We start from the raw sequence: 26604 nt of genomic DNA, 5'->3' as shown, positions 1-26604 counted from the left end.
TTCAGGGCCCCCGGGAGTCGCTGGGGCCCTGAAAGCGTTGGTGCTACTTGAGCTTCAGCAACCGTCGCGCGTTCTCGTGGGAGATCTTCGCCCGGTCGGCGTCGTTGATCTCCAGGCCGTCGAACCACTCGGTCGCGTCGCGCATCGCCTCGAACGGGTAGTCTGTGGCGAACATCAGCCGGTCCGCGCCCACCTCCAGCAGGGCGTTGAGCAGCGCCGGGGTCCGGTGGTTGCCGCTCGTGGTGAGGTGGAAGTTGTTCCGCAGGTAGTGCGCCATCGGCTGGAGCGCCGGGATCCCGCGCGGCGCCACCTCCAGCCGGTGGTCGGTGCGCCAGATGTTGAACGGCAGCAGCTCGCCGAAGTGGCCGAGGATCACCTGCGCGCGCGGGAACTCGTCGAACAGGCCGCTGCCCATGAGCCGCAACGCGTGCGTGCCCGTCTCCACCGAGAAGCCCCACGCGGACCCGAGCAGCCACGGGTGGCCCTCGTAGATCTCGCCGCGGCTGGGCAGCGAGTCGCGCGGGTGCAGGTACAGCGGCACGTCCAGGTCCTGCACCGCCGACCAGAACGGCCGGTAGCGCGGGTCGTCCAGGTACACGGCCGTGTCCTCCGCGCCGATCTGCGAGAACCCGTTGACCAGCGCGCCCTTGAACCCGAGGTCGAGCACGCAGCGGCGCAGTTCGGCGATGGCGGCGTCCGGGTCCTGCATCGGCAGGGCGGCGAACGCGGCGAACCGGTCCGGCCTGCGCGCCACCTGGTCGGCCGCGTGGTCGTTGAGCCGATGGGCCCAGTCGACCGCGACGGCCGGGTCCCACAGGGCCTGGATTCCTGGCGAGAGCAGGGAGAGCACGGACAGCTCGATGCCGCCCTCGTCCATCATCCGCAGCCGCTGGTCGTGGACGTCGAGCAGGCGGGCCCGTTGCGCGGGCCAGGCGTCGGCGGTGAAGTGCGTCGCCGACTGCTCGACGATGTCGGGCTCCGTGGACCCGAAGTGCTCCTCGAGCGCGATCTTTCCGGTCATCTGGACTCCAGTGTTCGGGGAGTTTCAGAATAGCGCGCTATGACATAGCAAGCTATATGCTTTACTGGCCCCATGCCCGACACCGCTCATCTCACCGACGAGGAAGTCGACGAGTTCACCAGGGCCTGCAACCGGCTCTACTCGCTGATGCACCGCAACCGCAGCAGCCTCGCCGCCGCCGCGACGGGCGCGGACCAGTTGTCGGAGTCGCAGCTCGTCCTGCTCACCCCGTTGGCCGAAGAGGGCTCCATGGGGGTCGGCAAGCTCGCGACCCGCGCGCGGGTCGCGCAGCCGACCGCGACCCGCGCGCTCAAGCAGTTGGAGGGCAAGGGATTCGTGTCCCGCGAACGGGTCAGCGGCGACGACCGGACCGTGCTCGTCACGCTGACCCACCGCGGCCTCACGGCGTGGCACGCGGCCGACGACCGGATGCGGACGTTGCAGCGCTCGGCACTGGACCAGATCCCGCCCGAGCGCCGCGCGACCGTGATCGACGCGCTCACCGAGCTGGCGCGCGCGATCGACCGGACCAGCTAGCTCACGCCAGCAGGTCCGACACCAGAGCCGCGACCAGCGCGGTCCGGCTCGGCAGCTCGTCCACCAGCACGTGCTCGTGCTCGGCGTGGGCTCCCCCGCCGACCGCCCCCAGCCCGTCGAGGGTCGGGGTGCCGACGCCCGCGGTGAAGTTGCCGTCCGAGCCGCCGCCGACGGCGACCCCGGCCAACGGCGGCAGGCCGAGCGAGGCGGCCACGGCGACCGCGCGCTCGAACAGCGCCGCGGAGGCCTCCGCCATGAGCGGCGGGCGGTTGGGCTGCCCCACCACCTCGACCCGCGCGCCGGGCACGACGGGCGTCAACGCGTGGAGGGCCGCGTCGACCCGGAGCTGCTCGGCGACCGTGCGGGCGCGCACGTCGACGGAGAACTCCCCCGCGGCGGGCACGGTGTTGCCCGTGGTGCCGGACGACAGCACGGTCGGCGTGACGGTCGTACCGAGCGCCGGGTCGCCCAACCCGTTGACGACGAGCACCTGGTGCGCGAGTTCGACGGTGGCGTTGATCCCGCGCTCCGGCTCCAACCCGGCGTGCGCGGCCTTCCCGACGACCCGAACCCGGTACAACGACACACCCTTGCGCTCGACCTTGAGCGCACCCCCGTCCGCCGACGCCTCGAACACCAGCGCCGCCAGTGCCCCGCGCGCCTCCTCCTCGATCAGCGCGCGGGAGTTCAGCGACCCGATCTCCTCGTCCCCGGTGACCAACAACGTCACCCCGGACCGGTCCTCCAACCCCGCCACCGCGTGCAGGGCCATCACGAGCCCGGCCTTCATGTCGAAACACCCCGGCCCGCGCAACACACCGTCCTCGACCGAGAACGGCTTCCGCGCCAACGTCCCGAGCGGCCACACCGTGTCGTGGTGGCACAACAACAACACCTTGGTGGGCCCGTCCCCGAACTTCCACCGCAGATCGACGGCCCCGACCCGCTCCGGCTCCACCCCGAGCCGCTTCTCCCCGACCCGCGCGACGACATCGGCCGAAGCGGCCACCGCCTCGAGGTCCTCGGACGGCGACTCGCAGGTCACCAGTGCTTCGACGTCATCCAGCAACTCCGCCAGCAAGTAGTCCACTCAGGCCACTCTACGGCCGGACCCGTCAGCCGGGCTTGGCCGTTTCCAGGGGTACCGAGTTGGAGCGGATCAGGCCGAGTTGGACGGATTGGCGGCCGAGGACCGCGTCGAACGCCCAGTCGGCCGCCGTGCGGAGGCGGTTGCCCGGCATGGCCACGAGGTGGTAGCCGCGGGTCACGATCTTGGCGACGAAGCCGGACAGGGGGATGTGGAGCGGGTTCGCCGCGGCGTCGAAGCCGCCGAGGTCGACGACGAAGCCGAGGTCGTGGTGCTTGTAGTCGCGGAGCAGCGCGCCGTAGCCGAGGGAGGCCGCGACGTTCTTGCCCGCGAGCGTTCCCTGGCGGGCCGCGTGCTGGGCGGTCATGGCGGTGACCTCGCCCGGACGGGTGAGGTCGGGGACGGCGGCCGCGTCGCCGCAGGCGAAGACCTCGGGGTGGCCCGCGACGGTGAGGTTGGGTTCCACGACGAGCCTGCCCTTCTGGGTGGGCAGGCCGGTGAGGTCGGTCAGCGGGTCGGGGCGGACGCCGACGCACCACGCGAGGGTGCGGGTGGCGACGAAGTCGCCGTTCGTCAGGTGGACGCCCTCGCTGGTGGCCTCGTGGACGGAGTTGCCCATCTCGACCTCGACGCCCCGCTTGCGCAGCACCTTGTCCGCGGCGCGGGACAGGCGCGGGTCGAGTTCGGGGAGGACCTTCTTCGCCACGTCGAGGAGGATCCAGCGCATCCGCTGGCCGTCGAGTTCCTTGTGCCGCTTGGCGATGGCCTTGGTGAACAGCGGGCCCTGCGCGGCGACCTCGGTGCCGGTGTAGCCGGCGCCGACGACCACGAACGTGCAGCGGGCGTCACGCTCTTTCGGGTCGTCGGTGGCGGCGGCGAGTTCGACCTGGCGGATCACGTGGTCGCGCAGGTAGAGGGCCTCGGCCACGCCGCGGAAGCCGTGGGCGTGCTCGGCGACGCCGGGGATCGGCAGCAGCTTGTTCACGCTGCCCGCGGCGAGGACCAGGCGGTCGTAGGTCAACGAGTGGGACGCGCCCTCGGGGTCGGTGTAGGTGACCGTGCGGTCGTCCAGCGAGACGCCGTCGACCTCGCCGAGCGCGAGCCGCACGCGCGGGAGCGCGGCGGGCAGGGAGACGGTGACGCGGCGGGGGTCCACGACGGCCGCCGCGACCTCGGGGAGGAGGGGGAGGTAGAGGAAGTAGTCCGTGCGGTTGACCAGGACGATCTCCACGGGGGCGTCCTTGGGCAGGGTGCGGGACAGCGAGCGGGCCGCCTGGAATCCGGCGAACCCACCGCCGACGATCACGACGCGGGTCTTCTCAGCCATGCACCCCACCTTGGTGCACCGGGGAAGGTTCCGCGAGACGCCAGACACATTGTGCACACTTAACTTGTGCACAAGTTTTCTGCTCGCTAGTGTCGATCGCGTCGGGTTCGCCCCACCGAGAACCGAGGAGCCGGTCATGACCGTCGTTCTGGAACAGGCAGCGCGGGACTTCGCGGACGCCACCGCCAAGCCGCCGTACCTCTTCGACCTGACGCCCGAGCAGGGGCGCGCGGCCGTGGACGAGGTGCAGGCGGGCGAGGTCGCCAAGCCCGCCGTCGACATCGAGGACCTGACCGTCGAGGGCGGCCCGTCCGGCACCGTGCGGGTGCGGATCTTCCGCCCCGAGGGCGTCACCGGCACGCTGCCGGTGATCCTCTACATCCACGGCGCGGGCTGGGTGTTCGGCAACTCCCACACCCACGACCGGCTGGTCCGAGAACTCGCCGTGGGCGCGAACGCCGCCGTGGTGTTCCCGGAGTACAGCCTCTCCCCCGAGGCGCGCTACCCGGTCGCCATCGAGGAGAACTACGCCGTGGCGCGGTGGATCGGCACGCACGGCGCGGACAAGGACCTCGACGGCACGCGGATCGCCATCGCGGGCGACTCGGTCGGCGGCAACATGACCGCCGCACTCACGCTGCTCGCCAAGGAGCGCGGCGACGTGGCCTTCACCGGCCAGGTGCTGTTCTACCCGGTCACCGACGCCGCCTTCGACACCCCGTCCTACCACGAGTTCGCCGAGGGCTACTTCCTGCGCCGCGACGCGATGCAGTGGTTCTGGGACCAGTACACGACCGACCCCGCCCAGCGCGCCGAGATCACCGCGTCCCCGCTGCGCGCCACCACCGACCAGCTCAAGGGCTTGCCGCAGGCACTCGTCATCACCGGTGAGGCCGACGTGCTGCGCGACGAGGGCGAGGCCTACGCGAACAAGCTGCGCGAAGCGGGCGTCCCGGTCACCGCGGCCCGCTACCAGGGGATCATCCACGACTTCGTCATGCTGAACGCGTTGAGCGAGACGCACGCCGCGCGGGCCGCCATCGCCCAGGCGATCGCGTTCCTCCAGGCCGCGCTCTAACCCGCGGGACGACCGCCCGGCCCTCGGCCGGGCGGTCCCACCGGTCGCCTACCCTGGACGTTCCGCCGAACCGTCATCGGGAGACCAGCACCGTTGTCCGCGAACGCCCCCTCCGACCTGCGCGCCGACTGCTCGAACTGCTTCGGCCTCTGCTGCGTGGCGCTGGCGTTCGCGAAGTCGGCCGACTTCGCGGTCGACAAGGACGCGGGCGAGCCGTGCCGCAACCTGCTGGCCGACCACCGGTGCGGCATCCACCCGGCGTTGCGCGCCAAGGGGTTCACCGGCTGCACGGTGTTCGACTGCTTCGGCGCGGGCCAGAAGACGTCGCAGGTCACGTTCGGCGGCGAGAGCTGGCGGGACTCCACCGACACCGCGAAGCGGATGTTCGCCGTGTTCCCGGTGATGCGGCAGTTGCACGAACTCCTCTTCTACCTCACCGAGGCCGTGGCGCTGCGGGCCGCGAAGCCGATCCGCGCCGACCTGCTCGCGGCGCTGGAGGAGACCGAGCGGATGACCCGCACGGGCCCCGACGCCTTCGGGGCGCTGGACGTGGCGGGCCACCGCGAGGGCGTGAACGCGCTGCTGCTGCGCGCCAGCGAACTGGCCCGCGCGGGCGCGCCGAAGCAGAAGAACAAGCGGTTCCGCCGGGGCGCGGACCTCATCGGCGCGAAGCTGGCGGGCGTCGACCTGCGCGGGGCGAACCTGCGCGGGGCCTACCTGATCGGCGCGGACCTCCACGGCGCGGACCTGCGGCTGGCGGACCTGATCGGAGCCGACTTCCGCGACGCCGACCTGCGCGGAGCGGACCTCACCGAGAGCCTCTTCCTCACCCAGGCCCAGCTCAACGCCGCCAAGGGCGACGCGCGGACGAGGCTGCCCGCCGCGTTGAGCAGGCCATCGCACTGGTGATCAGGCGGACCGCAGCGGGTCGGCCTGGCCGAACACCTTGCGCGAGGCGTGCCGCTGGGCGATGCGGCGCAGCGCGATGAACATCGCGTCGCCGAGCACCGTGCCGACGATCGCGCTTTCCACCACGAGTTCCGGGGTCGGCAGGTCGCCGATGGCCGCGAGATCGACCTTCGCGATCGCGTCGGCTATTTCGGCGTAGTGGGGGAAAATTTCGAGGAGGCCGTCGTGACCGAGATCCCGGAACGTGCAGAGCAGGCTCACGAGTGATTTCGCGTACACGTCGTCCGGGCCGAGGTCCCACTGGCGTTCTTCCGCCACCTCGTTGATGAGCGCCATGGCCCACGCCCGGCTCTCGTCGTCGACCTCGTTCTTCCGCACGACCAGGCCGTGCTGGGCCACGCGCAGGAGGTCGTGCGTCGAAGCGCGGTCGTCGATGGCGTTGACGACGTCGCGGACGTCGACGATGGAGAGCCCGCCGACGTCGAGCAGCGCGCGCACGAGCTTGAGCCGCTGGAGGTGTCGCGCCTGGTACTGGGCCTGGTTGGGGCTGGTGAGCTCACCGGCGGGCACGAGGCCCTCGCGCAGGTAGTACTTGATGGTCGCGACTGGAACGCCCGACTCGGCGCTCAGTTCGGCCATGCGCATCCGGGGCCCTCCTTCGTCCGTCCACACCCGTGACCAGTGTATCGCCGACCGCGAATAGGCCTCCCCGCCCGTTCCCCCGAACGAATCGATAGGCGATGACGCATTCCGGGCGGGAATGCGCGGTACACCTCGCGACTGACCGTCGAGTGACCGGGAACGGCATTGTTCCCCGAATAACGGAACGATTAAGTAGGACTCGTGTTCAGGTTGAAAACACGTCGTCTCATTCGGGAACACGGCGGCGGAACGGCGAGTTGGCACGCACATGGCCTTGAAAATCGCGTCCGGGAACACCGGGCCCTCGACACCGCCCGTTCCGCCTTTCCGCGGATTGTCGGTGACCGTTCTGCCGTCCCCGCCCGCGCACGCCGGGGTCGTCGAGGTGCGCGGGGAGGTGGACCCGGCGTCGGCCCGGCTGCTGGCCGACCGGATCGCCCACGCGCGGTTCTGGTTCGACAGCGTGGTGGTCGACCTGAGCGGGGTCACGTTCTTCTCGGCGGCCGGGATCGACGCGCTGCCGACCGACGTGCCGCTGCGACTGGTGTGCTCCCCCGCCGTGCTGAAGGTGCTCACGGCGTGCGGGATGGTCGACCACTGGGAGCTGCACCGGTCGGTGTTCCTGGCGCTGGCGGCCGAGGTGGCGATGGACTTCACGGCGACCTCGGCGATCCCCGAGCGCGCCCTGCGCGCGGCCGGGGACCACCGGGGCGCGAGCTAGACCGAGATCAGCTGACCCCGCTCGTCGCGGACCAGCTCGGTCTCGTGGTCGTCGAACCACACGCCGTCACTGGCGAGGTAGCGGAAGCACAACGTCGCTCCCGAGTCGACCCGGACCGCGGTGGACCACGTGCCGTTGGAGCGCTTGACCAGCCGGTGCCTGCCGGGAGTCCAGTCGTTGAAGCACCCCACGACGCTGGTGTGCCCCGGAGGCGGATCGGACAGCACGAACGTGACGTTGACCTGGCCGCCCGCCGAGGGCTTGACGCGGATCATGCAGCGGTTTCCTCCCGTTTCGAAGTCACCGACCACCCTGCCCCGGCCCACCGGACCCCGCCACACGGCTCACCCGGACGTGGGACCGGCCCCTCACGCCCGGCTCCGCGAGCATCACCCGACCGGTCACCCACGCGGAACTCCCCGCCGCGGCGGACCGCGACGGGGAGTTCGAGGAGAGGGCTAGTCCACGACCAGCGCGTAGTCCGCGTCCGTGGCGGCCGTCTCGACGTGGCCGTCGACGTTGACCTGCGTCGCGATCACCTCGACCGTCCACGTGCCCGCGGCGGCCTTGTCCACGAACACGTTCTCCACGTTGTCGACCGTGTTCGCGACCCCGCCGGGCGTCGACCACACGCCGGTGGACAGGCCGTTGTTGCCGAAGTACACCGTGCCGTCGGGGGCGGTGAGCTTCAGCGTGAGGTCGTTGACCCCGGCCTTCGCGGCGCCCGGCGTGCCCGCCGGGTCGGTGTAGGCGAGCGTGGCGCGCAACGGCTTCGTGCCGTCGGCCGTCACCGCGTACCGCTTGGTCGCGCCGGTGGTCAGCAGGTCGGTCTCGTCGACCAGCACCGGCAGCTTCCACCCCGCGGCCTTCGCCCGGTCGTACAGGTTGCCGACGCTCGCCGAGCCCCAGCCCTGGTGGGTGCGGGTCATGTCGTGCGCGGTGCCGGTGAACGCGTACTGGTTGGCGGTGTTCACCAGCAGCGCCTTGGCCGTGGCCGCGTGCGGGCGGGACGCGAACACGTCACCGGCCTTGCCCGGACCGCCGGAGAACACGCCGTCGGCCCACATCTGGAACAGCAGTCCCGCGTTGCCGCAGGTGATCGGCGTCGCGCCGCTCGTGCCGCCGAACGACGTGGTGTACGAGGTGTTGCTGGTCGACGAGGTCGTGTCGATGCGGTCGTAGTAGTTGGAGATGTCCGGCTTGATCCGGCCGTCCGCGGCGGGTCCGATGCTGGCCCCGCCGTTCCACTTGTCGTCGGAGCGGTCGGCGGTGTTGAAGTGGTACTGGCCGCCCACCGACAGCACGTTCTTCGCCCACGCCTGCGGCCGGGAGCTGCGGGTGCCCGCGTTGCTCTGGGACTGGCAGATCAGCAGGTCGTGGTCGAACACGATCTTGTCCATCTGCGCGGAGATCGACGTGTACGACGTGGTGAGCGCGTCGCCCCAGCTGTTGCTCTGGAACACCGCCCGGTACGGCCCGGCCGGGTCGACGAGTTCCTTGGTGTGCGCGTAGCGGTCCTTGCCGGTGTACGTGGCGAAGATGCCCTGCGCGTCGGGCAGCATCCCGCGGTGCGCGGAGCTGACGCCGGAGGCGAAAATTTCGCCGTACGTCGAGGTTCCGTGGCTGGTGTCCGTGGAGTTCGAGCCGTGCGCGACCGGCGGACGGGCGGCGAACTCCTGGTGCGTCGTGCGCAGCCCGCCGTCCATCACCTCGCCCCGCACGCCGCGGCCGGTGTACCCGCCCGCGGCCTGGATCGCGTTGGCGCCACTGGTTTCCCGCGCGATCGCCATGTCGGTCTCGGGTGCGGACTCCGCCCCGACCGCGATCACCTCGGGCAGGCCGGCGACCGCGGCGACCTGGTTCGCGCCGAGCACCGCCGTGAGGTGCTGGCCGCTGACCGAGACGTCCTCGACGGAGCCGCCGAGCGCGGTGATCCGCTCCGCGACCGCGCGCTGGTCCTTGACGTCCTGCTCGGTCAACGTGACGAGGTAGCGCCCGACGGCGGCCGTCGTCACGTCCACCTTGTCGCTCGCCCGGAAGTCCGCCAACGCCCGCACGAACGACAAGCGCTCGACCTGCTTGCGCGTCGCGGCGCTCATCCGCACCACGTAGGCGAGATCGGGCACGTACGTGCCGACCCGCGCGCCCAGCGCGCGCAACTGCCTGCGCTGCCCGTCGGTGAGACTTCCCTTGAACTGCACCAGGTACGCGCCGTTGCCGACGACCGCGACCTTGCTCCGCTCGGCGAGCGGGTCGAAGGTGCGACTGGCCAACCGGATGAACTGGGGACCGCCGTCGGCGGAGGCCGGAGCGGACTGCGCCCCGGTCACCCCACCGGCGGCCACGAGCAGCACCGCGAAGAACGCACCCGCGAGCAGGCCGCGTTTTTTGCGCAGCATGAACAACCTCCAGTACGGCAGGGGTTGCCCTGACCGGAGGGTGGACCAGGGCACGTGAACCGAACGTATCGGACGAAGTTCAGGGTGGTCATCCGCCGATCGACGGGTGCCTACTCCGGCCAGTCGGAGTCCAGGATCGTGTCCACGAAGTCGCCGCGGGTGAAGCCGGGCACGAAGTGCGCGAGCACGTCGGCCTTGACGTTGCCGAACGTCGTGTCGGGCCGGTCCTTGATCCCGTCGGTGAACGCGGCCAGGATGCGCCGCTTGAAGTCCGGACGCGGGTGCGCCGCAACGACTTCGTCGATCAGGGCGCGGTCGAGGAGGCTGTAGCCGATGCCCAGGACGTCGGTCTCCACGCCCGCCGTCACCAGCGCGACCTCGGGGGCCATGTGCCACGGGATCCCCGGCGTGGTGTGCAACGCCACCGCCTCCCAAGCCAGGTGCGCCTTCTCGGCCGGAACACCATGTGAGACAAGGAAACGGCGGGCCTCGTCCGCGCCGTCGACCTCGAACCGCTGGTCGGTCCTCCGGTACTCCTCGGTGAGCCCGAGGTCGTGGAACAGCGCGCCGACGTACAGCAGTTCCGGGTCGGCGGTGAGCCCGAGTCGTTGCCCCTGAAGGGAACCGAAGAGGAACACGCGCCGCGAGTGGTGGTAGATCAGCGGGCTCGCGGCGTCGTGGACGAGGTCGGTCGCCTCGGCGACGAGCCGCGTGTCCGGGATGGCGATGCCTGCGATGCGGTCCATGGTGCTCCTGCCGTCGTGGTGTGTGCCTCCACGGTGCTCCGACGTACGCTGGGGCGACCATGTCCCGAACAGCCATCCGAACCACAGATCAGGACATCCGCGTCGCGCTGCTCGTCTTCGACGGCGTGAAGCTGCTCGACGTCGCGGGCCCGTCCGAGGTGTTCGGCGACTCCGGCCGGTACGCCGTCGTGCTGTGCTCCCCCGACGGCGCGGGCGTGCGCACGTCGACCGGCGTCCGGCTGGCGGTGGACGCCCGCGCGGACGAGGTCGGGCCGGTGGACACGTTGCTCGTGCCGGGGTCGGACGACTTCCCCGCCACGCCCACCCCGCCGGACGTCCTGGCCGCGGTGGCGGTCCTCGCCCCGTCCGCCCGCCGCGTCGCCTCCGTGTGCACCGGCGCGTTCGTGCTCGCCGAGGCCGGCCTGCTCGACGGCAGGCGGGCGGTGACGCACTGGCGGCACACCACGACGCTGGCGCACCGGTACCCGCGCATCGCGGTCGAGCCGGACGCGCTCTACGTGCGCGACGGCGACGTGTTCAGCTCGGCCGGGGTGAGCGCGGGCATCGACCTGTCGCTCGCACTGGTGGAGCAGGACCACGGCGCCGAGCACGCCCGTGACGTGGCCCGCTCCCTGGTGGTGTTCATGCAACGGCCGGGCGGCCAGTCGCAGTTCTCCGTGCCGTCGCGCACGACCCGCCCCCACGGCCACCCGCTGCGCGCGGTGCTGGACCGGGTCGCGGCCGACCCGGCGGCGGATCACTCCGCGGCCGCGCTAGCCGCCGTCGCGGGCACCAGCACCCGCCACCTGACCAGGCTGTTCCGCGACGAACTCGACACCACGCCCGCGCGGCACGTGGAACTGGTCCGACTGGAGGCGGCGCAGGCGTTCCTCGTCGCGGGCCACACGGTCGCCTCGGCGGCGGCCCGCAGCGGCCTGGGCAGCGACGAGACACTGCGCCGGGTGTTCCTGCGCCACCTGGGCGTCTCCCCGACGGCGTACCGGGATCGTTTCGGGGGCAACGCCATCACGGTGACGTGAGGACTTCGCGCTTGCGGTCGAGGAAGCGCATGACCGGGGTGGCTGTGATGCCGTGCAGGACGATCGAGCCGACCACGGCCAGTCCGACGACCCGCCACACCGCGCCCGCCTCCAGGAAGTGGCCTGCCTCCAGCGCGTACGCCACGTAGAACACCGAGCCGACGCCGCGCACGCCGAAGAACGACACCACCACCCGTTCGCGCGGCCCGGTCCGGCCGCGGGCCAGGCCGATGAGGCCTGCGAACGGGCGGACGACGAGCAGGACCAGCAGCGCCACCACGACCTCCCGCCACTGCACGCCCGCGAACAGGCCGGTCGCGACGGCGCCGCCGAGCAAGAAGATGATCAACACCGTCAGCAGCCGCTCGACCTGCTCCACGTACTGGTGCAGCACGCGGTGGTAGCCGCTCGTGCGTTCGCCCGCGCGGATCGTGCAGGCGCAGACGAACACCGCGACGAACCCGTACCCGTGCGCCAGTTCGGCGACGCCGTAGGCGAGGAACGTGGCGGCCAGCGCGACGAAACCCTCGGCGTGGTGGGCCAGCCGGAACGTCTTCGACGGGGCGTTGAAGAACAGCTTGCGCAGCAACCACCCCGCGCCGAGCCCGACGAGCAGGCCCGCGGCCAGGCGCCACACGACGTCCACCGCGAGCCAGTGCGGCAGCCAGTCGCCGGGGGTCGTGGCCAGCGCGATGGCCAGGTAGGTGAACGGGAACGCCAGGCCGTCGTTGAGCCCTGCCTCCGACGTCAACGCGAACCGGGCCTCGTCGTCGCTGTCGTCCTCGGGATCCTCCACGGGTTCCGCGACCTGCACCTCGGTCGCCAGCACGGGGTCCGTGGGCGCGAGGGCGGCGGCCAGCAGCACCGCGCCCGCCGCGCCGAACCCGAGGACCGTCCACCCGAGCAGCGCGACGGCGAGCATCGACAACGGCATCGTGATGCCGAGCAGCCGCCACGTGGTCGACCAGCGCCGCCACCCGACGGGCCGGTTGAGCGCGAGTCCCGCGCCCATCAACGAGATGATCACGCACAGCTCGGTGAGCCGGAGCACGATCGAGCTGTGGGTGACCGGGTTCGGGTCGGGCAGCGGCTCGACGACGGTGAACGTGAGCGCGCCCGCGGCGAGGAACACCATCGGCATGGAGATCGGCGCTCTGCTGAGCACCCGCGGCAGCAGGGCGGCGGCGAGCGTCGCCACTCCCGCCGCGGCGAAGACAACGGGACCCGCGCCTGCCACTAGGCCCCTTCCGGTCGGTCAAGTCCTGCTGTGGTTAACCCGAACGGATGACTGTCAAACGTCCTACGTGGACAGATTTGTCGCAACTGGCCGTTTCGGTTGACACGGTTCGACGCGCGCCCGGAAGGTGAGTGATCCGCGCGTTCGGTTCTGTCGAGGGGACTCCGATGACGGCGCAGATCATCTCCATCGTCGTGCTGGCGCTCATCTTCGTGCTGGCGACCACCCGATCGACCAACATGGGCGCGCTGGCGTTCGCGGGCGCGTTCCTCGTCGGCACCCTGGCCGGGGGCCTGGACGCCAAGGCCATCTTCACCAAGTTCCCCGGCGACATCTTCGTCGTCCTGGTCGGTGTGACGTACCTGTTCGCGCTGGCCAGGGCCAACGGCACGACCGACTGGCTGGTGTCGGCGGCGGTCCGCGCGGTCGGCGGCCGGATCGCGCTGATCCCGTGGGTGATGTTCGTGGTCACGGGCGTGCTGACCTCGATCGGCGCGGTCAGCCCGGCGGCGGTGGCCATCGTCGCCCCGATCGCCCTCGGGTTCGCCGCCCGCTACGGCATCAACCCGCTGCTCATGGGCGCGCTGGTGGTCCACGGCGCGCAGGCGGGCGGGTTCTCGCCGATCAGCGTCTACGGCTCCATCGTCAACGGACTGGTCGAGCGCAACAACCTCCCCGGCAGCCCGCTGTTCCTGTTCCTGGCCAGCCTCGGCGTGAACCTGGCCATCGCGGTGGTGCTGTTCCTGGTCCTCGGCGGCCGCAAGCTCGCGCGGAACGCCGAGGTCGCTCCCGAGGAGGACGACGAGGAGTCGCCGAAGCTCGACGCGCCCAAGATCGCGACGCTGGGCGGCCTGGTGGCGCTGGTCGTCGGCACGCTGGTGTTCGACCTGGACGTCGGCCTGACCGCGTTGACGCTCGCGGCCGTGCTGAGCCTCGTGTGGCCCGCGAGCAGCCGCCAGGCCGTCGGCGAGATCACCTGGCCCACCGTGCTGCTGATCTGCGGCGTCCTGACCTACGTCGCCGTCCTCCAGGCGATGGGCACGATCGACTTCGTCGGCAACGCGGTCACGGGCGTCGGCGTGCCGGTCCTCGCGGCGCTGCTGCTCTGCTACATCGGCGGGATCGTGTCCGCGTTCGCCTCGTCGGTCGGCCTGATGGGCGCACTCATCCCGCTGGCCGTGCCGTTCCTCGCGCTGGGCACGGTCGGGCCGATCGGGATGATCGCCGCGGTGGCGATCTCGGCGACGGTCGTGGACGTGAGCCCGTTCTCCACCAACGGCGCGCTGGTGCTCGCCAACGCGAAGGACGTCGACCGCGACCGGTTCTTCACCCAGCTCCTCGTCTACGGCGGCATCGTCGTCGCGGTCGCCCCGCTGGTGGTGTGGCTGCTGTTCGTCGTGCCGAACTTCGGCTGACGCCGCCCGTCAGGTGGTCTTGGCGCGGCGGGCGCACGATGGGGGCATGGCGTTCCCCCACTCGCTGCGCACCAGGCTGGCCACGAACCTCTTCGCCAAGGTGGCGGGCCCGAACGGGGCGGAGACCCGAGCGAGGGTGCACGACACCCCCGGCCCCCGGTGGTTCGCCGAGGACCGGCCGATCCGGCGGGTCCACGGCGACGCCTCCATGTTCGTCGGCGGTCTGCGCGCGCTGCTGCTCCAGTCGCTGCACCCGCTCGCCATGGCGGGGGTCGCGGGCCACTCCGACTACCGCGGCGACCCGTGGGGACGGCTCCAGCGCACCAGCGCGTTCCTGGCCATGACGACGTTCGGGGCCGAGGTCGACGCGCGGCGCGCCGTCGACCAGGTCCGCGGCATCCACCGCCGTGTCCACGGCACCGCGCCGGACGGCCGCCCGTACCGCGCGGACGACCCCCACCTGCTCACATGGGTGCACCTCGCCGAGGTGGACAGCTTCCTGCTGGCGCACCAGACCTACGGGGCCAGGCCGTTGGACCAGGAGGGGTGCGACGGCTACGTGGCCGACACCGCCCGTGTCGCCGAGGCGTTGGGCGTGCCCGACCCGCCCCGGACCACGGCCGACCTGGCGGCGCGGCTCGCCGAGTACCGCCCGGAACTCCACGGCACCGCCGAAGCCCGTGAGGCGGCCAAGTTCCTCGTCCTCAAGGCCCCGCTCCCCTGGGCCGCCCGCCCGCCGTACGCCGTGCTGGCGGCGAGCGCCGTCGCCATGCTCCCGCCGTGGGCGCGGCTCCCCCTCCGGCTGCCGTACCTGCCGCTGGCCGAGGCGACCGCGATCCGGGCCGCGGGCCACGGCCTGGTCCGCGGCATCCGGTGGACGCTGACCGCCTGACGTCAGCTCAGGCGGACGTTCTGGAACTGGGCCGTGGCCGCGTACACGTTGAGGCCGAACCGCCCGCTCGGGTACTGGTCGTCGGTCGCGTCGATCACCGGCGCGGCCCGGTTGTCCAGGTACACCTTGATGTTCGTGCCCTTGGTCACGACCTTCAGGTGGTAGGTCGTCCCGCGCGCGACGGGCAGCGCGAAGGTCGCGATGTCCCTCCCCGGCCGCCAGAGCTTCACCACGCCCGCCCCGGCGTCGACGTTCGCGGTGTACCCGGCGCCCTGCTGGTCCGCGCGGAACGTGATGCCCGCGGCGGTGCCGTTCACCAGCCGGACATCGCCCTCGTAGGTGAAGTCCGCGCCGGTGTGGTCGCTGACGTAGAACGCGTCGCCCTTCGCCGTGCCCTGCTTGCCCTCGGTGACGTCGGTCCACAGGCCGCTCGCGGCCCGCCACTGGCCCGGCAGGTTGTGCTGGAGGACCGACTCGCCCAGCCCCCACGACGGCGCGAGCTCGTGCAGGTCCAACGACACCAGCTTCACGTCGCCGTCGCTGAACAGCGAGAGGCCGCGGCTGTCGGACCGCTGGTCGAACTGGACGTTGTCGCTGCGGGAGAACAGTCCGTCGTTGCCGAAGACCTCCAGCTGCGCGCGGTCGACCAGCAGCCGCACCTTCACCCGGTTCCCCACCGGCGGCAGGGGAACGCCCATGAGCGTCCCGGCGCGCACGTCGTAGACGACCTCGGCACCGGCCGTCCCGTCCGGGCGGGTGTCGAGCCGGAACCCGACCCGGCCGGTGGCCGCCGTGACCTCGAACTCGGCCTGGACCTCGTAGGTCTCGACCGACTGGTCTCGCAGGAGTTGCGCGGCGGACGCCGGGGTCAGGGCGCGGTCGCGGAAGGACGTGGTGCGGTAGCGCAGCTTCTCGATCGCCGACACGGGGGTGCGGGTGATGCGCGGACCGGCGGGCGTGCCGCGAAGTCCCAGTGTCACGGGGAAAGTGGCGTTGCCGGTCCACGTCGCACCGCGGTTGCCCGGCATCCACGCCATCTGGACGACCTGCGGGGTGTTGGAGAACACCTGCGCCGCGTAGTACGAGCCGTTCGGGTCGTTGCGGCCGTAGTCCATCCGCTGCGGGCCCGTCCAGTCGGTGCGGAACGTCGAGCCGTCGAAGTCGCCGACGACGTACTCCCCGCTCGCGTCGCTGAGCACCCACCTCACCCGGTTCGCGTCGCCGTCGACCGGCAGCGGCACGAAGTCCGGGCACTCGAACAGCCAGCCCGCGGCGAACCGGCTGCGGAACGTCCAGTCGCGCAGGTTCGGCGAGCTGTAGACGTTGACGCCGTTGCCGCCCTCGTCCGACCAGACGACCATGGTCCACCGGCCGCGCGCCGCGTCCCAGAGGACCTTCGCGTCCCGGCTCGTGCCCGGCATCCGCACGACCGGCGTGCCGCCGTTGTACGTCTGGAACGTCCGGCCGGCGTCGGTGCTGAAGAACATCGTCACGCCGTTGGTGCCGGAGAACACGACCAGCGGGTCCTCTGAACCGGAGCGCAGGCCCGAGGTGTTCGCGGTGTCCACGACGCCCGCGCCGGACCACAGGTCGCCGGGGTGGATGCCCGGTTCCAGCGCGATCGGCTTCTGCGTCCAGTGCACCAGGTCGGTGCTCGTCGCGTGGCCCCAGTGCATGGTGTCCCATTCCAGGCCGTGCGGGTTGTGCTGGTAGAAGAAGTGGTAGACGCCCTTGTAGTAGAGCAGCCCGTTGGGGTCGTTCATCCACCCCGACTGCGAGCTGAAGTGGAATTGCCCGCGATAGGGTTCGCTGTAGGTCGTCGGCGGGTACGGGAATTCTGATTGGACCGGGGCGGCGGCAGCGGACCCGGCGGAAACGGCGACGAGCGCCAGCACCGCGGCGGCCGCCAAGATACGCTGAACAGCGAACATGTGCCGACCTCCTGCGCCGTTGCTGGACGTCCTGCCTTGCTACCGCTCCCCGGTGAAGCCGGGCAAGGCATTGGCCGGATCCTGTCCGCAATTGACGCGCGAATACCTTCCGTACCGCCGAACAGCCGAATTGACTCTGTTAAAAAGCGGCGCTTGTCACGAAGTCTCGGATGCGCGAAACATCGAGGTCGACTCGAATACGCCTGGTTAGCCCATTCATCGACGGTGCGGTCGACAACGATCGGGAGGCGAACATGACCAAGAGCGTGCGGGCGTCCGCGGCAGTGGTGGCTCTGCTCCTGCTGGCGGGGTGCGGAGGGGGGTCCTCGACCGGCGGCGGCGAGGTGCTGGTGGGGCTGGTCACCAAGACCGACACCAACCCGTTCTTCGTCAAGATGAAGGAAGGCGCCCAGCAGGCGGCGGGGACGACGGGCGCGAAGCTCCAGTCGTTCGCGGGCAAGCAGGACGGCGACAACCAGACCCAGGTCGACGCGATCGAGAACCTGATCGGCGCGGGCGCCAAGGGTATCCTCATCACCCCCAACGACTCCAAGGGCATCGTGCCATCGGTGGACAAGGCCCGGCAGGCCGGTCTGCTGGTCATCGCGCTGGACACCCAGCTGGAGCCCGCGGACGCGGCCGACGCCACGTTCGCCACCGACAACTACCAGGCGGGCCTGCTGATCGGGAAGTGGGCCAAGGCGACGTTCGAGAAGTCGGGCAAGCAGGCCAAGATCGCGCTGCTGGACCTGAGCCCGAACCAGGTCTCCGTCGACGTGCAACGGGACCAGGGCTTCCTGGAGGGCTTCGGCGTCGACGTGAAGGACAAGAGCCGCATCGGCGACGAGTCCGACCCGCGGATCGTCGGCCACGACGTGACCGACGGCGCGCCGGAGGGCGGCCGGACCGCGATGGAGAACCTGCTCCAGAAGGACTCCGGCATCACCCTCGTCTACACGATCAACGAGCCCGCGGCGGCGGGCGCGTACGAGGCGTTGAAGGCCGCGGGCAAGGAGAAGGACGTCGTCATCGTGTCCGTCGACGGCGGCTGCCCCGGCGTGGGCAACGTCAAGGACGGGATCATCGGCGCCACCTCCCAGCAGTACCCGTTGAAGATGGCGCAGATGGGCGTGGAGGCGGTCGCGAAGTTCGCCAAGGACGGCACCAAGCCGTCCAACACCGCGGGCAAGGCGTTCGTCGACACCGGCGTCACGCTGATCACCGACCAGCCCGCGTCCGGCGTGGAGTCGAAGGACTCCGCGTGGGGCCTGCAGAACTGCTGGGGCTGAGCGCGGTGACCGCCCTCGACGAGCACCGGTCGCGCTCCCCGCTGTCGCGGTTGCAGCACCTGCTGCACTCGCAGGCCACCATCGGACCCGCGGTCGTCCTGCTGATCGCGGTCGTCGTGTTCGCCCTGCTGTCCGAGCGGTTCCTGCAACCGGCGAACATCTCCCTGGTCCTGCAACAGGTCGCGGTCGTCGGCACCCTCGCCGTCGGCCAGACCATCGTCATCCTCACCGCCGGCATCGACCTGTCCTGCGGCGCGATCATGGTCCTCACCTCGATCGTGATGGCGAAGGTCGCCGCCGAGACCGGCCTGCCCGGACTTCCGGCGCTGCTGCTGGGTTTCCTCGTCGGCACGGTGTGCGGGCTGCTCAACGGCGTGCTCGTCACCCGGCTCAAGCTGCCGCCGTTCATCGTCACGCTGGGCACGCTCAACGTGTTCTTCGCCCTCAACCTCTGGTACTCCGGCAGCGCGACGATCCGCGGCGGCGACATGCCGAAGCTGCTGCTGTGGACCGGCGAGACGTTCACGATCGGCGGCACCCGCGTGACCTACGGGTCGATCATGATGGTGCTGCTGGTGGCGGCCGCGGCGTTCGTGCTGAAGAACACCTCGTGGGGCAGGCACGTCTACGCCACCGGCGACGACCCGGAGGCGTCCCGCCTGTCCGGCATCCGCACAGCCCGCGTGCTGCTCAGCGTGTACGCCACCGCGGGCGCGGTCTACGCGCTGGCGGCGTGGATCCTGATCGGCCGCATCGCCTCCGCCAGCCCGCAGGCGGGCCAGTTCGAGAACCTCGACTCCATCACCGCGGTCGTCATCGGCGGCACCAGCCTGTTCGGCGGCCGCGGCGCGATCGTCGGCTCGCTGATCGGCGCGCTCATCGTCGGCGTCTTCCGCAACGGCCTCGCGCTGGCGGGCGTGGACGTCCTGTGGCAGACGTTCGCCGTCGGCGTCCTGATCATCGCCGCCGTCTCGATCGACCAGTGGATCCGGAAGGTGAAGCCATGACCGAGCCGATCCTGGAGGCCAGGGGCCTGGTCAAGCGGTACGGGCGGGTCACGGCGTTGGCTGGTGCGGATCTCGACCTGCTGCCCGGTGAGATCCTCGCCGTCATCGGCGACAACGGCGCGGGCAAGTCCAGTCTCATCAAGGCGTTGTGCGGCGCGGTCGTGCCGGACGAGGGCGAGATCCGGTTGGACGGCAGGCCGATGTCGTTCGCCACCCCGGTCGACGCGCGGGAGGCGGGCATCGAGACCGTCCACCAGAGCCTCGCCGTGGCCCCGTCGCTCGACATCGCCGCGAACCTCTACCTGGGCCGGGAACTGCGCCGCAAGGGCGTCCTCGGCTCGGTGTTCCGGATGCTCGACCGCACCGGCATGCGCGAGGAGGCCAAGCGCCAGCTGGACGCGCTCGGCATCATGACCATCCAGAACCCCGGCCAAGCGGTGGAAACCCTGTCCGGCGGCCAGCGCCAGGCCGTGGCCGTCGCCCGCGCGGCGGCGTTCGGCAGCCGGGTCGTGATCATGGACGAACCCACCGCCGCGCTGGGCGTCCGCGAGTCCAGGGCGGTGCTGGACCTGATCCTCCAGGTCCGCGACCGCGGCCTGCCGGTCATCCTGATCAGCCACAACATGCCGCACGTCTTCGAGGTCGCCGACCGCGTCCACATCCAGCGCCTCGGCCGCCGCCGAGCCGTCGTGGACCCGAAGTCGATCTCCATGTCCGACGCCGTGGCCATCATGACCGGCGCGATGGAACCACCGGAGTAGCCCCGGCGCGGCGGCGGCCGTCGGACCGCCGCCGCGCTCCGGGTCACGGCGTGAGGTCCGTGGCCGCCAGGAACGAGCCGTCCATGTGGAACGGCGTGGACGTGTGCTCGTGCGTGATGAGCCACGTGCCGTTCTCCTTGCGCAGGCCCGCGGTCATCCGGAACCACAGGGTGAACCCCTCCGGCGACCCGGTCGGCGTCGACGACATCCGGTTGAGCCCGTGGCAGAACGCCACGTCCTCGCCCGCGGTGATCTCCAGGTCGGTCACCTTGTAGTACACCGGGCCGTCGAACCCCGCGAACCACCGCGCGAGCCCCTCCGGGTCGTTCCCGGTGTGGCGCAGCGGCGGGGCCAGGTCGTACTTGACGACGTCCGCCGCGTAGCGGGCCAGCAGGCGGGTGACGTCCTTCGTCTCCATCGCCGCCTCCACGTCGGTCACGACGGCGTGGATCTGCTCGATGTCGCTGGTCATGATGTGCTCCTCAAGGTTCTCCGGATGCTTTTCACCGGGGACGTCGAAGCCGCCCGCCCGGCTTCGACATGTCGGGTGAAGGGATTTTCCGAACCACGCGGAGGCAGTCGTGAAGTACCTGATCCTCATCCAGAGCAACCCCAAGTCGCTGGCCGTCTGGGAGACGCTGTCCGACGAGCAGCGCTACGCGTTCGGCAAGGGCCACATGGAGCTGTCCGCGGAACTGGCCGAGTCCGGTGAGCTGATCGTGTCCGAGGGGCTGGTCGACCCGGCGCTCGGCAAGATGGTGTCCGTGCGCGACGGCAAGGTCCTGACCAGCGACGGACCGTTCGCCGAGGTCAAGGAGCACCTCGCGGGCTTCTACCTGGTCGACGTCGACAGCTACGAGCGGGCCGTCGAGATCGCCGCCAAGGCGCCGGACGCCGCCTACGGCGCGGTCGAGGTGCGGCCGGTGCTCGACATGACCGCCTGGGACCTGTGAGGACGCCGTTCGAGGACCTGCTGCGCGACCTCGCGCCGCAGGTCCTCGGGGCGCTGGTCCGCCGCTACGGCGGGTTCGACACCTGCGAGGACGCCGTCCAGGAGGCCCTGCTGGCGGCGGCCCTGCAATGGCCTTCCGAGGGCGTTCCGGACAACCCGCGGGCGTGGCTGATCACCGTGGCGTCCCGGCGGCGGACCGAGCTGTGGCGCTCCGACTCGGCCCGCCGGAAGCGCGAGGAGACCGTCGCCGCCCTGGCCCTGCCGGAGCCCGATCCGACGCCCGCGGTGGACGACACGCTCACACTCCTGCTGCTGTGCTGCCACCCGTCGTTGACGCGGGTGTCGCAGGTGGCGCTGACGCTGCGCGCGGTGGGCGGCCTGGCGACCGCGGAGATCGCCCGCGCGCTCCTCGTGCCGGAGTCGACCGTGGGCCAGCGCATCAGCCGCGCCAAGCAGCGCGTCAAGGCGGACGGGGCCGAGTTCCGCCTGCCGCCGCCCGAGGAGTTCCCCGACCGGGTGGCGGCGGTGCTCCAGGTGCTCTACCTGATCTTCAACGAGGGGTACACGGCCAGTTCCGGCACGTCCCTCAACCGCGTCGACCTCACGTCCGAGGCGATCCGGCTGACCAGGCAGCTCCACGACCGCCTCCCCGCCGACGGCGAGGTCACCGGGCTGCTGGCGCTGATGCTGCTCACCGACGCCCGCAGGCCCGCGCGGACGCTCGCCGACGGCAGCCTGGTCCCGCTCGCGGAGCAGGACCGCGGCACGTGGGACGCCGTCGCCATCGCGGAGGGCGTGGCCCTCGTGACGGACGCGCTGGCGACCACGGCCATCGGCCCGTACCAGCTGCAAGCGGCGATCGCGGCCGTGCACGACGAGGCGGCGCGGGCGGAGGACACCGACTGGACGCAGATCCTGGGCCTGTACGAGCTGCTCAACGCCACCGCGCCCGGCCCGATGGTGACCCTCAACCGGATCGTCGCCCACGCCATGGTCCACGGCCCGCTGCCCGCGTTGGCGCACCTGGCGGCGGCCGAGGCGGACCCCGCACTGGCGGGCCACCACCGCGTGCACGCCGTCCGCGCCCACCTGCTGGACCTGGCGGGCGACCACGAGGCCGCCAGGGAGCACTACCTCACGGCCGCCAGGACCACCCTCAGCCTGCCGGAGCGGCGGTACCTGGAGGCAAGAGCCCGCGGTTGACCTCCGCCAGGTCCTGCGCGTACGCGGCCAGCGACCGGTTGTACCTGGTCAGGTGCGGGGCCAGCGCGGTCAACGCCAGCACGACCGCCTCCCGCTCACGCCCGACGCTGGTCAGCGCCAGCGCGAGGAACGCCCGCAGCTCGTCCCCCAGCTCGTCGAAGTCCTCGTCCAGCTCGGCCGTCAGCAGCTCGACGCTCACCTCGGCCTGCCCCAGGTTCCGCAACGAGCTGGCCAGCTGGATCACCGCTCGCCGACGCCGCAGCCCGGTCAGGCCGCTGGCGAGCGCCGCCCGGTAGTGCTCGACCGCCTGCTCGGGGTGGCCGGTCGAGTCGAACGCGGCCCCCTGCTCGAACAGCCCGACCGGGTCGTCCGCGGGCCGCTCCGAGACCAGCTCGGCCATCGCGGCCAGGAAGTCGTCCTCGGACCGCTCGTCCAGCGAGTCCCACAGCAGCAGGAGCCGCCGTCCCCAGTCCTCTTCGTCCATGCGGGTGATCGTAAGCTGGCCCCATAGCCACCATCAGCCAATCCTTCACCGTCGAGGCCCCGCCCGAGCACGTCTGGGCCGGCCTGCGCGACGTCGGCGCCGTGCACGAGCGCCTCATCCCCGGTTACGTCACGGCGACCCGCCTCGACGGCCACCACCGCTACCTGACCATGGCCGACGGCTGGGTCGTCCACGAGCTGGTCGTCGGCGTGGACGACGAGGCCCGGCGGCTCGCGTACGCCGTCGTGGACGGCGGCAGGCCCGCGCTGGAGCACCACCACGCGGCGTTCCAGGTGTTCGCCGACGGCCCGGACCGCAGCCGGGTCGTGTGGACCACCGACCTGCTCCCGGACACCGCCGCGCCCGAGGTCCGCCTGCGCGTGGCCCGCGGCTCCGAGGTCATGGCGGCGGCGCTAGCACGAAAAGCCTGACCGGACCAGATCGTTCACCCGACCGTCCCGCATCCCGGACGCTGCGGCGCGACCCCCGTTCGCGCTGTAACTCTGGTGGGGACAGGAAGTTCGGGTGAGAAGAGGGTCGGCATGGCTGGCACGTCACCACTGCACCTCGCGGTCGCGTTGGACGGCGCGGGCTGGCACCCCGCCGCGTGGCGCGAGGCCGACGCGAGGCCGCGTGAGCTGTTCTCCGGCCGCTACTGGCTCGACCTGGTCCAGGAGGCGGAACGCGGCCTGCTCGACTTCGTGACGATCGAGGACTCGCTCGGCCCGCAGTCGACGCTGCTCGACGGCCACGACGACCGGGTCGACCAGGTCAGGGGCAGGCTCGACGCGGTGCTGATCGCCGCCCGCGTCGCCCCCGTGACCACCCGGATCGGCCTGGTGCCGACCGCGATCGTCACCCACACCGAGCCGTTCCACCTGTCCAAGGCCATCGCGACCGTCGACCACGCGAGCCTCGGCCGCGCGGGCTTCCGCCCGGTCATCACGGCGAGGGCCTCCGACGCGAAGCACTTCGGCCGCCGCGACGTGCCGGTGCTCCAGGGGTACGACCCCGCGGACCCCCGGTTGGCGGACCTGTTCGACGAGGCAGCCGACTACGTCGAGGTCGTCCGGCGGCTGTGGGACAGCTGGGAGGACGACGCCGAGATCCGCGACGCCGCGACCGGCCGCTTCGTGGACCGGGACAAGCTGCACCGGATCGACTTCGAGGGCCGCTGGTTCTCGGTGCGCGGCCCGTCCATCACGCAGCGCCCGCCGCAGGGCCAGCCGATCGTGAGCGCCTTGGCGCACAACGACCTCGCGTACCGGTTCGCGGTGCGCGCCGCGGACGTGGTGCACGTGACCCCGTTCGACACCGGCGACGTGCACCGCATCCTCGGCGAGGTGTCCGGTGTGCCGCACGCCTTCGGCGAGCTGGTGGTGTTCCTGGACGACGTGCCGGGCGCGGCCGCGTCCCGCAAGGAAAGGCTGGACTCCTTGGACGGCCGGGAGTTCACGTCCGACGCGCTGGTGTTCACCGGCACCGCGGGCGAACTGGCCGACCTGCTCCTCGCGTGGCGCGAAGCGGGCCTGTCCGGGTTCCGGCTGCGCCCCGGAGCCGTGCCGCACGACCTGGAAGCGATCACCAGGGCGCTGGTGCCGGAACTCCAGCGCCGCGGCGCGTTCCGCACGGAGTACGAGGCCGACACCCTGCGCGGGCTGCTCGGCCTGGCCCGCCCCGCCAACCGCTACGCCCCGGCCTGAGATCGAGGATGACGATGACCGAGCCGCGCAAGCAGGTCCACCTCGCCGTGCACTTCCCCGGCGTGAACAACACCACCGTGTGGAGCGACCCGCGGTCGGGCAGCCACATCGACTTCAGCTCGTTCGAGCACCTCGCGAAGACCGCCGAGCGGGCCAAGTTCGACTTCCTGTTCCTCGCCGAGGGCCTGCGGCTGCGGGAGTACGCGGGCCAGATCCACGACCTGGACGTCGTCGGCAGGCCCGACACGTTCACCGTGCTGGCTGCGCTGGCCGCCGTCACCGACCGCCTCGGCCTGGCGGGCACGATCAACTCCACGTTCAACGAGCCCTACGAGGTGGCCCGCCAGTTCGCCACGCTGGACCACCTGTCCGACGGGCGCGCGGCGTGGAACGTCGTCACGTCGTGGGACGCGTTCACCGGCGAGAACTTCCGCCGCGGCGGCTTCCTCCCGGCCGACCAGCGCTACGACCGCGCCGACCGGTTCATGCGGACGGCGTGGGAGCTGTTCGACTCGTGGCGCGGCGACGAGGTCGTGGCGGACAAGGAGTCCGGCCGCTTCCTCAGCGACCCGACCGCGGGCACGTTCAGCCACCGCGACGACCACTTCGACATCGCGGGCCGCTTCGGCGTGCCCCGCAGCCCGCAGGGCCGTCCGGTGATCTTCCAGGCGGGCGACTCCGACGGCGGCCGCGAGTTCGCCGCCGCCACGGCCGACGCGATCTTCAGCAGGCACAGCGAGATCGAGGCGGGCAAGGCGTTCTACACCGACGTCAAGGACCGCCTGGCCAAGTACGGCCGCAAGCACGAGGACCTGCTGGTGCTGCCCGCGGCGACGTTCGTGCTCGGCGACACCGACGCCGAGGCGCAGGACATCGCCGCGGAGGTGCGCCGCCAGCAGACCAGCGGCCCCACCGCCATCAGGCAACTGGAGGAGGTCTGGAACCGCGACCTCTCCTCCTACGACCCCGACGGCCCCCTCCCGGACGTGGACCCGATCGCGGGCGAGAACACCGTCGTGAAGGGCAGGGCCAGCGTCCGCATGCACCGCGACCCGTTGGCCGTCGCCAAGCAGTGGCGTGAACTGGCGGAAGCGAAAGGACTGTCCATTCGCGACCTAGCCATCCACGTGTCGGGCAAGCAGACCTTCATCGGCTCCCCGGAAACCGTCGCCGAGGCGATCAACCACGCCGTCCAGGAGAACGCCAGCGACGGCGTCATCCTGGTCCCCCACATCACACCGGGCGGCTTGGACGAATTCGCCGACAAGGTCGTGCCACTCCTCCAGGAACGCGGCGTCTTCCGCACCGACTACGAGGGCACCACCCTGCGCTCCCACCTCGGCTTGGCGGACCTCCCATGACCGACAGACCCCCATCAGACCCAGTCCTGGCCTCCCTCCTAGGAGCCCACGCCCACCTGTCCGAATCCAAAGGCAAAGCCATCCGCTACCACCCCGAGGTAGCCGGTTTCACGACCCTGCAAGGAGAACGCGACGCCGAGGCCTGGCGCGACCTGGCCGCCCTGGTAGGCCCAGGCCAACAGGTCTCCATCTCCGACCCACCACCAGACTGGGAAATCGAGTGGGTCGGCGAGGGCGTACAACTGGTGGCCGTCTCCCTCGACACCACCCCCGACCCCCAGGCACGCGTACTCGGCCCAGCCGACGTCCCGGAAATGCTTGACCTGGTAGCCCGCACCGAACCGGGCCCGTTCCGCAACCGCACCATCGAAATGGGCACCTACCTGGGCATCCACGACAACGGCACCCTGATCGCCATGGCAGGCGAACGCGTACGCCCACCGGGCTGGACCGAAATCAGCGCGGTCTGCACAGACCCGAACCACAGAGGCAAAGGCCTGGCCACCCGCCTAGTCCGCGCAGTAGCCCACGGCATAGTCACCAGAGGCGACCGCCCCTTCCTCCACGCCACAGCCACGAACACCAACGCCATCAGACTCTACGAATCCCTGGGCTTCGAACTGGTGGGCCACCGAAAGTTCACCATCGCCCGCACCCCGATCTGACTCGTGTTCCCGGCGCTGGTTGGGACTGGAGCCTCTTGACTGGCTGGCCGGGCCCTCGCTTGGCTCCAGTCTTGATCTTGGCTTTGGCTTTGGCTTGAATACCCGCCCCCGCACGCAACTGGACCAGACGGCCTGATCACTCCCCTCCCTGCACCCCGATCCGAAGCGCCTTCGCACCCGTTTTGTCTTGTCAAGGC

The 26604-nt window shown here is 71.1% G+C and carries 27 protein-coding genes; 16 read left to right on the top strand and 11 right to left on the bottom strand.

Annotated features, from left to right (window positions below; translation table 11 throughout):
• Nucleotides 1-43: 43 nt before the first annotated feature.
• Nucleotides 44-1021 (bottom strand): amidohydrolase family protein, encoded by a 978-nt coding sequence (locus ACFWW9_RS37320; protein ID WP_390387112.1) that lies wholly within the window; start codon nt 1019-1021, stop codon nt 44-46.
• Between the two features lie 72 nt (nt 1022-1093).
• Between ACFWW9_RS37320 and ACFWW9_RS37315 the strand changes: the two genes are divergently transcribed.
• Complete coding sequence (locus tag ACFWW9_RS37315; protein WP_390387111.1) at nt 1094-1558, top strand: MarR family winged helix-turn-helix transcriptional regulator; 465 nt, start codon at nt 1094-1096, stop codon at nt 1556-1558.
• Nucleotide 1559: 1 nt separating this feature from the next.
• Here ACFWW9_RS37315 and ACFWW9_RS37310 read toward each other — a convergent pair whose 3' ends face one another.
• A complete protein-coding gene (locus tag ACFWW9_RS37310; RefSeq protein ID WP_390387115.1) occupies nt 1560-2636 on the bottom strand; it encodes a M20 family metallopeptidase in 1077 nt (358 codons plus the stop codon).
• A gap of 37 nt (nt 2637-2673) precedes the next feature.
• Nucleotides 2674-3972 (bottom strand): NAD(P)/FAD-dependent oxidoreductase, encoded by a 1299-nt coding sequence (locus ACFWW9_RS37305; RefSeq protein WP_390387110.1) that lies wholly within the window; start codon nt 3970-3972, stop codon nt 2674-2676.
• 136 nt (nt 3973-4108) lie between these two features.
• Here ACFWW9_RS37305 and ACFWW9_RS37300 point away from each other — a divergent pair, with 136 nt between their 5' ends.
• Nucleotides 4109-5050 (top strand): alpha/beta hydrolase, encoded by a 942-nt coding sequence (locus tag ACFWW9_RS37300; protein WP_390387108.1) that lies wholly within the window; start codon nt 4109-4111, stop codon nt 5048-5050.
• A gap of 93 nt (nt 5051-5143) precedes the next feature.
• On the top strand, nt 5144-5959 hold the full coding sequence (locus ACFWW9_RS37295) for a pentapeptide repeat-containing protein (RefSeq protein WP_390387106.1): 816 nt from the start codon (nt 5144-5146) through the stop codon (nt 5957-5959).
• On the opposite strand, the gene ACFWW9_RS37290 is transcribed toward ACFWW9_RS37295, so the two are convergent.
• Nucleotides 5960-6598, bottom strand: coding sequence for a MerR family transcriptional regulator (locus ACFWW9_RS37290; protein WP_390387104.1), 639 nt, complete (start codon nt 6596-6598; stop codon nt 5960-5962).
• A gap of 343 nt (nt 6599-6941) precedes the next feature.
• Here ACFWW9_RS37290 and ACFWW9_RS37285 point away from each other — a divergent pair, with 343 nt between their 5' ends.
• Nucleotides 6942-7322 (top strand): STAS domain-containing protein, encoded by a 381-nt coding sequence (locus ACFWW9_RS37285; RefSeq protein WP_390387103.1) that lies wholly within the window; start codon nt 6942-6944, stop codon nt 7320-7322.
• Here ACFWW9_RS37285 and ACFWW9_RS37280 read toward each other — a convergent pair.
• The 3 genes from ACFWW9_RS37280 to ACFWW9_RS37270 form a co-directional block, all read right to left on the bottom strand.
• On the bottom strand, nt 7319-7597 hold the full coding sequence (locus ACFWW9_RS37280; protein ID WP_390387102.1) for an isoamylase: 279 nt from the start codon (nt 7595-7597) through the stop codon (nt 7319-7321). The two genes, ACFWW9_RS37285 and ACFWW9_RS37280, sit on opposite strands and share 4 nt — an antisense overlap.
• A gap of 183 nt (nt 7598-7780) precedes the next feature.
• Nucleotides 7781-9721: a S8 family serine peptidase gene (locus tag ACFWW9_RS37275; protein ID WP_390387100.1), complete on the bottom strand. Its 1941-nt coding sequence runs from the start codon at nt 9719-9721 to the stop codon at nt 7781-7783.
• A gap of 110 nt (nt 9722-9831) precedes the next feature.
• Nucleotides 9832-10467 carry an HD domain-containing protein gene (locus tag ACFWW9_RS37270; protein WP_390387099.1) on the bottom strand — a complete coding sequence of 212 codons (636 nt, stop codon included), beginning with the start codon at nt 10465-10467 and terminating at the stop codon, nt 9832-9834.
• Nucleotides 10468-10526: 59 nt separating this feature from the next.
• On the opposite strand from ACFWW9_RS37270, the gene ACFWW9_RS37265 reads away from it, so the two are divergent.
• Nucleotides 10527-11507, top strand: coding sequence for a GlxA family transcriptional regulator (locus tag ACFWW9_RS37265; protein ID WP_390387097.1), 981 nt, complete (start codon nt 10527-10529; stop codon nt 11505-11507).
• Here ACFWW9_RS37265 and ACFWW9_RS37260 read toward each other — a convergent pair.
• Nucleotides 11494-12744 (bottom strand): cation:proton antiporter, encoded by a 1251-nt coding sequence (locus ACFWW9_RS37260; RefSeq protein ID WP_390387096.1) that lies wholly within the window; start codon nt 12742-12744, stop codon nt 11494-11496. The genes ACFWW9_RS37265 and ACFWW9_RS37260 overlap by 14 nt on opposite strands.
• Before the next feature lie 167 nt (nt 12745-12911).
• On the opposite strand from ACFWW9_RS37260, the gene ACFWW9_RS37255 reads away from it, so the two are divergent.
• Both ACFWW9_RS37255 and ACFWW9_RS37250 read left to right on the top strand, forming a co-directional pair.
• Nucleotides 12912-14159, top strand: coding sequence for an SLC13 family permease (locus ACFWW9_RS37255; RefSeq protein ID WP_390387095.1), 1248 nt, complete (start codon nt 12912-12914; stop codon nt 14157-14159).
• Between the two features lie 46 nt (nt 14160-14205).
• Nucleotides 14206-15051 (top strand): oxygenase MpaB family protein, encoded by an 846-nt coding sequence (locus ACFWW9_RS37250; RefSeq protein ID WP_390387093.1) that lies wholly within the window; start codon nt 14206-14208, stop codon nt 15049-15051.
• A 2-nt stretch (nt 15052-15053) separates the two neighbouring features.
• On the opposite strand, the gene ACFWW9_RS37245 is transcribed toward ACFWW9_RS37250, so the two are convergent.
• Nucleotides 15054-16982 (bottom strand): GH32 C-terminal domain-containing protein, encoded by a 1929-nt coding sequence (locus ACFWW9_RS37245; RefSeq protein WP_390387091.1) that lies wholly within the window; start codon nt 16980-16982, stop codon nt 15054-15056.
• Between the two features lie 254 nt (nt 16983-17236).
• Between ACFWW9_RS37245 and ACFWW9_RS37240 the strand changes: the two genes are divergently transcribed.
• Genes ACFWW9_RS37240 through ACFWW9_RS37230 form a run of 3 tightly spaced genes read left to right on the top strand, consistent with a single transcriptional unit; the run spans nt 17237 to nt 20039 of the window.
• Nucleotides 17237-18271 carry a sugar ABC transporter substrate-binding protein gene (locus ACFWW9_RS37240; RefSeq protein WP_390387089.1) on the top strand — a complete coding sequence of 345 codons (1035 nt, stop codon included), beginning with the start codon at nt 17237-17239 and terminating at the stop codon, nt 18269-18271.
• Nucleotides 18244-19278, top strand: a complete 1035-nt coding sequence (locus tag ACFWW9_RS37235) for an ABC transporter permease (RefSeq protein ID WP_390387088.1) — start codon at nt 18244-18246, stop codon at nt 19276-19278. Before ACFWW9_RS37240 ends, ACFWW9_RS37235 begins: the two co-directional genes overlap by 28 nt.
• Complete coding sequence (locus ACFWW9_RS37230; protein WP_390387087.1) at nt 19275-20039, top strand: ATP-binding cassette domain-containing protein; 765 nt, start codon at nt 19275-19277, stop codon at nt 20037-20039. Before ACFWW9_RS37235 ends, ACFWW9_RS37230 begins: the two co-directional genes overlap by 4 nt.
• Nucleotides 20040-20082: 43 nt before the next feature.
• On the opposite strand, the gene ACFWW9_RS37225 is transcribed toward ACFWW9_RS37230, so the two are convergent.
• Nucleotides 20083-20511: a YybH family protein gene (locus ACFWW9_RS37225; protein ID WP_390387085.1), complete on the bottom strand. Its 429-nt coding sequence runs from the start codon at nt 20509-20511 to the stop codon at nt 20083-20085.
• A gap of 109 nt (nt 20512-20620) precedes the next feature.
• Here ACFWW9_RS37225 and ACFWW9_RS37220 point away from each other — a divergent pair, with 109 nt between their 5' ends.
• Together ACFWW9_RS37220 and ACFWW9_RS37215 are read left to right on the top strand one after the other, a co-directional pair.
• The gene (locus ACFWW9_RS37220) at nt 20621-20992 is read left to right on the top strand and encodes a YciI family protein (protein ID WP_390387083.1); all 372 of its coding nucleotides are present in this window, start codon (nt 20621-20623) and stop codon (nt 20990-20992) included.
• The gene (locus ACFWW9_RS37215) at nt 20989-22194 is read left to right on the top strand and encodes an RNA polymerase sigma factor (protein ID WP_390387081.1); all 1206 of its coding nucleotides are present in this window, start codon (nt 20989-20991) and stop codon (nt 22192-22194) included. Before ACFWW9_RS37220 ends, ACFWW9_RS37215 begins: the two co-directional genes overlap by 4 nt.
• Here ACFWW9_RS37215 and ACFWW9_RS37210 read toward each other — a convergent pair.
• Complete coding sequence (locus ACFWW9_RS37210; RefSeq protein WP_390387080.1) at nt 22148-22678, bottom strand: tetratricopeptide repeat protein; 531 nt, start codon at nt 22676-22678, stop codon at nt 22148-22150. The two genes, ACFWW9_RS37215 and ACFWW9_RS37210, sit on opposite strands and share 47 nt — an antisense overlap.
• A gap of 23 nt (nt 22679-22701) precedes the next feature.
• Between ACFWW9_RS37210 and ACFWW9_RS37205 the strand changes: the two genes are divergently transcribed.
• From ACFWW9_RS37205 to ACFWW9_RS37190, 4 genes are all read left to right on the top strand, one after another.
• Complete coding sequence (locus ACFWW9_RS37205) at nt 22702-23109, top strand: SRPBCC family protein (RefSeq protein ID WP_390387114.1); 408 nt, start codon at nt 22702-22704, stop codon at nt 23107-23109.
• A gap of 111 nt (nt 23110-23220) precedes the next feature.
• A complete protein-coding gene (locus tag ACFWW9_RS37200) occupies nt 23221-24381 on the top strand; it encodes an LLM class flavin-dependent oxidoreductase (protein ID WP_390387079.1) in 1161 nt (386 codons plus the stop codon).
• A 14-nt stretch (nt 24382-24395) separates the two neighbouring features.
• Nucleotides 24396-25742: an NtaA/DmoA family FMN-dependent monooxygenase gene (locus tag ACFWW9_RS37195; RefSeq protein WP_390387078.1), complete on the top strand. Its 1347-nt coding sequence runs from the start codon at nt 24396-24398 to the stop codon at nt 25740-25742.
• Nucleotides 25739-26407 (top strand): GNAT family N-acetyltransferase, encoded by a 669-nt coding sequence (locus ACFWW9_RS37190; RefSeq protein WP_390387076.1) that lies wholly within the window; start codon nt 25739-25741, stop codon nt 26405-26407. The genes ACFWW9_RS37195 and ACFWW9_RS37190 overlap by 4 nt, the downstream gene beginning before the upstream one ends.
• The last annotated feature ends 197 nt before the right edge of the window (nt 26408-26604 follow it).

This window comes from Umezawaea sp. NPDC059074 (assembly GCF_042738955.1).
Lineage (GTDB): Bacteria > Actinomycetota > Actinomycetes > Mycobacteriales > Pseudonocardiaceae > Umezawaea.
This window is presented reverse-complemented; position numbering and strand designations above follow the sequence as displayed.

Excerpts from the sequence above, each read along its gene's own strand:
- ACFWW9_RS37250 (WP_390387093.1), top strand. The coding sequence starts at position 14,206 with ATGGCGTTCCCCCACTCGCTGCGCACCAGGCTGGCCACGAACCTCTTC.
- ACFWW9_RS37300 (WP_390387108.1), top strand. The coding sequence starts at position 4,109 with ATGACCGTCGTTCTGGAACAGGCAGCGCGGGACTTCGCGGACGCCACC.
- ACFWW9_RS37200 (WP_390387079.1), top strand. The coding sequence starts at position 23,221 with ATGGCTGGCACGTCACCACTGCACCTCGCGGTCGCGTTGGACGGCGCG.
- ACFWW9_RS37320 (WP_390387112.1), bottom strand. The coding sequence starts at position 1,021 with ATGACCGGAAAGATCGCGCTCGAGGAGCACTTCGGGTCCACGGAGCCC.
- ACFWW9_RS37245 (WP_390387091.1), bottom strand. The coding sequence starts at position 16,982 with ATGTTCGCTGTTCAGCGTATCTTGGCGGCCGCCGCGGTGCTGGCGCTC.
- ACFWW9_RS37225 (WP_390387085.1), bottom strand. The coding sequence starts at position 20,511 with ATGACCAGCGACATCGAGCAGATCCACGCCGTCGTGACCGACGTGGAG.
- ACFWW9_RS37240 (WP_390387089.1), top strand. The coding sequence starts at position 17,237 with ATGACCAAGAGCGTGCGGGCGTCCGCGGCAGTGGTGGCTCTGCTCCTG.
- ACFWW9_RS37275 (WP_390387100.1), bottom strand. The coding sequence starts at position 9,721 with ATGCTGCGCAAAAAACGCGGCCTGCTCGCGGGTGCGTTCTTCGCGGTG.
- ACFWW9_RS37305 (WP_390387110.1), bottom strand. The coding sequence starts at position 3,972 with ATGGCTGAGAAGACCCGCGTCGTGATCGTCGGCGGTGGGTTCGCCGGA.
- ACFWW9_RS37265 (WP_390387097.1), top strand. The coding sequence starts at position 10,527 with ATGTCCCGAACAGCCATCCGAACCACAGATCAGGACATCCGCGTCGCG.
- ACFWW9_RS37315 (WP_390387111.1), top strand. The coding sequence starts at position 1,094 with ATGCCCGACACCGCTCATCTCACCGACGAGGAAGTCGACGAGTTCACC.
- ACFWW9_RS37255 (WP_390387095.1), top strand. The coding sequence starts at position 12,912 with ATGACGGCGCAGATCATCTCCATCGTCGTGCTGGCGCTCATCTTCGTG.
- ACFWW9_RS37210 (WP_390387080.1), bottom strand. The coding sequence starts at position 22,678 with ATGGACGAAGAGGACTGGGGACGGCGGCTCCTGCTGCTGTGGGACTCG.
- ACFWW9_RS37290 (WP_390387104.1), bottom strand. The coding sequence starts at position 6,598 with ATGGCCGAACTGAGCGCCGAGTCGGGCGTTCCAGTCGCGACCATCAAG.
- ACFWW9_RS37190 (WP_390387076.1), top strand. The coding sequence starts at position 25,739 with ATGACCGACAGACCCCCATCAGACCCAGTCCTGGCCTCCCTCCTAGGA.
- ACFWW9_RS37195 (WP_390387078.1), top strand. The coding sequence starts at position 24,396 with ATGACCGAGCCGCGCAAGCAGGTCCACCTCGCCGTGCACTTCCCCGGC.
- ACFWW9_RS37270 (WP_390387099.1), bottom strand. The coding sequence starts at position 10,467 with ATGGACCGCATCGCAGGCATCGCCATCCCGGACACGCGGCTCGTCGCC.
- ACFWW9_RS37230 (WP_390387087.1), top strand. The coding sequence starts at position 19,275 with ATGACCGAGCCGATCCTGGAGGCCAGGGGCCTGGTCAAGCGGTACGGG.
- ACFWW9_RS37280 (WP_390387102.1), bottom strand. The coding sequence starts at position 7,597 with ATGATCCGCGTCAAGCCCTCGGCGGGCGGCCAGGTCAACGTCACGTTC.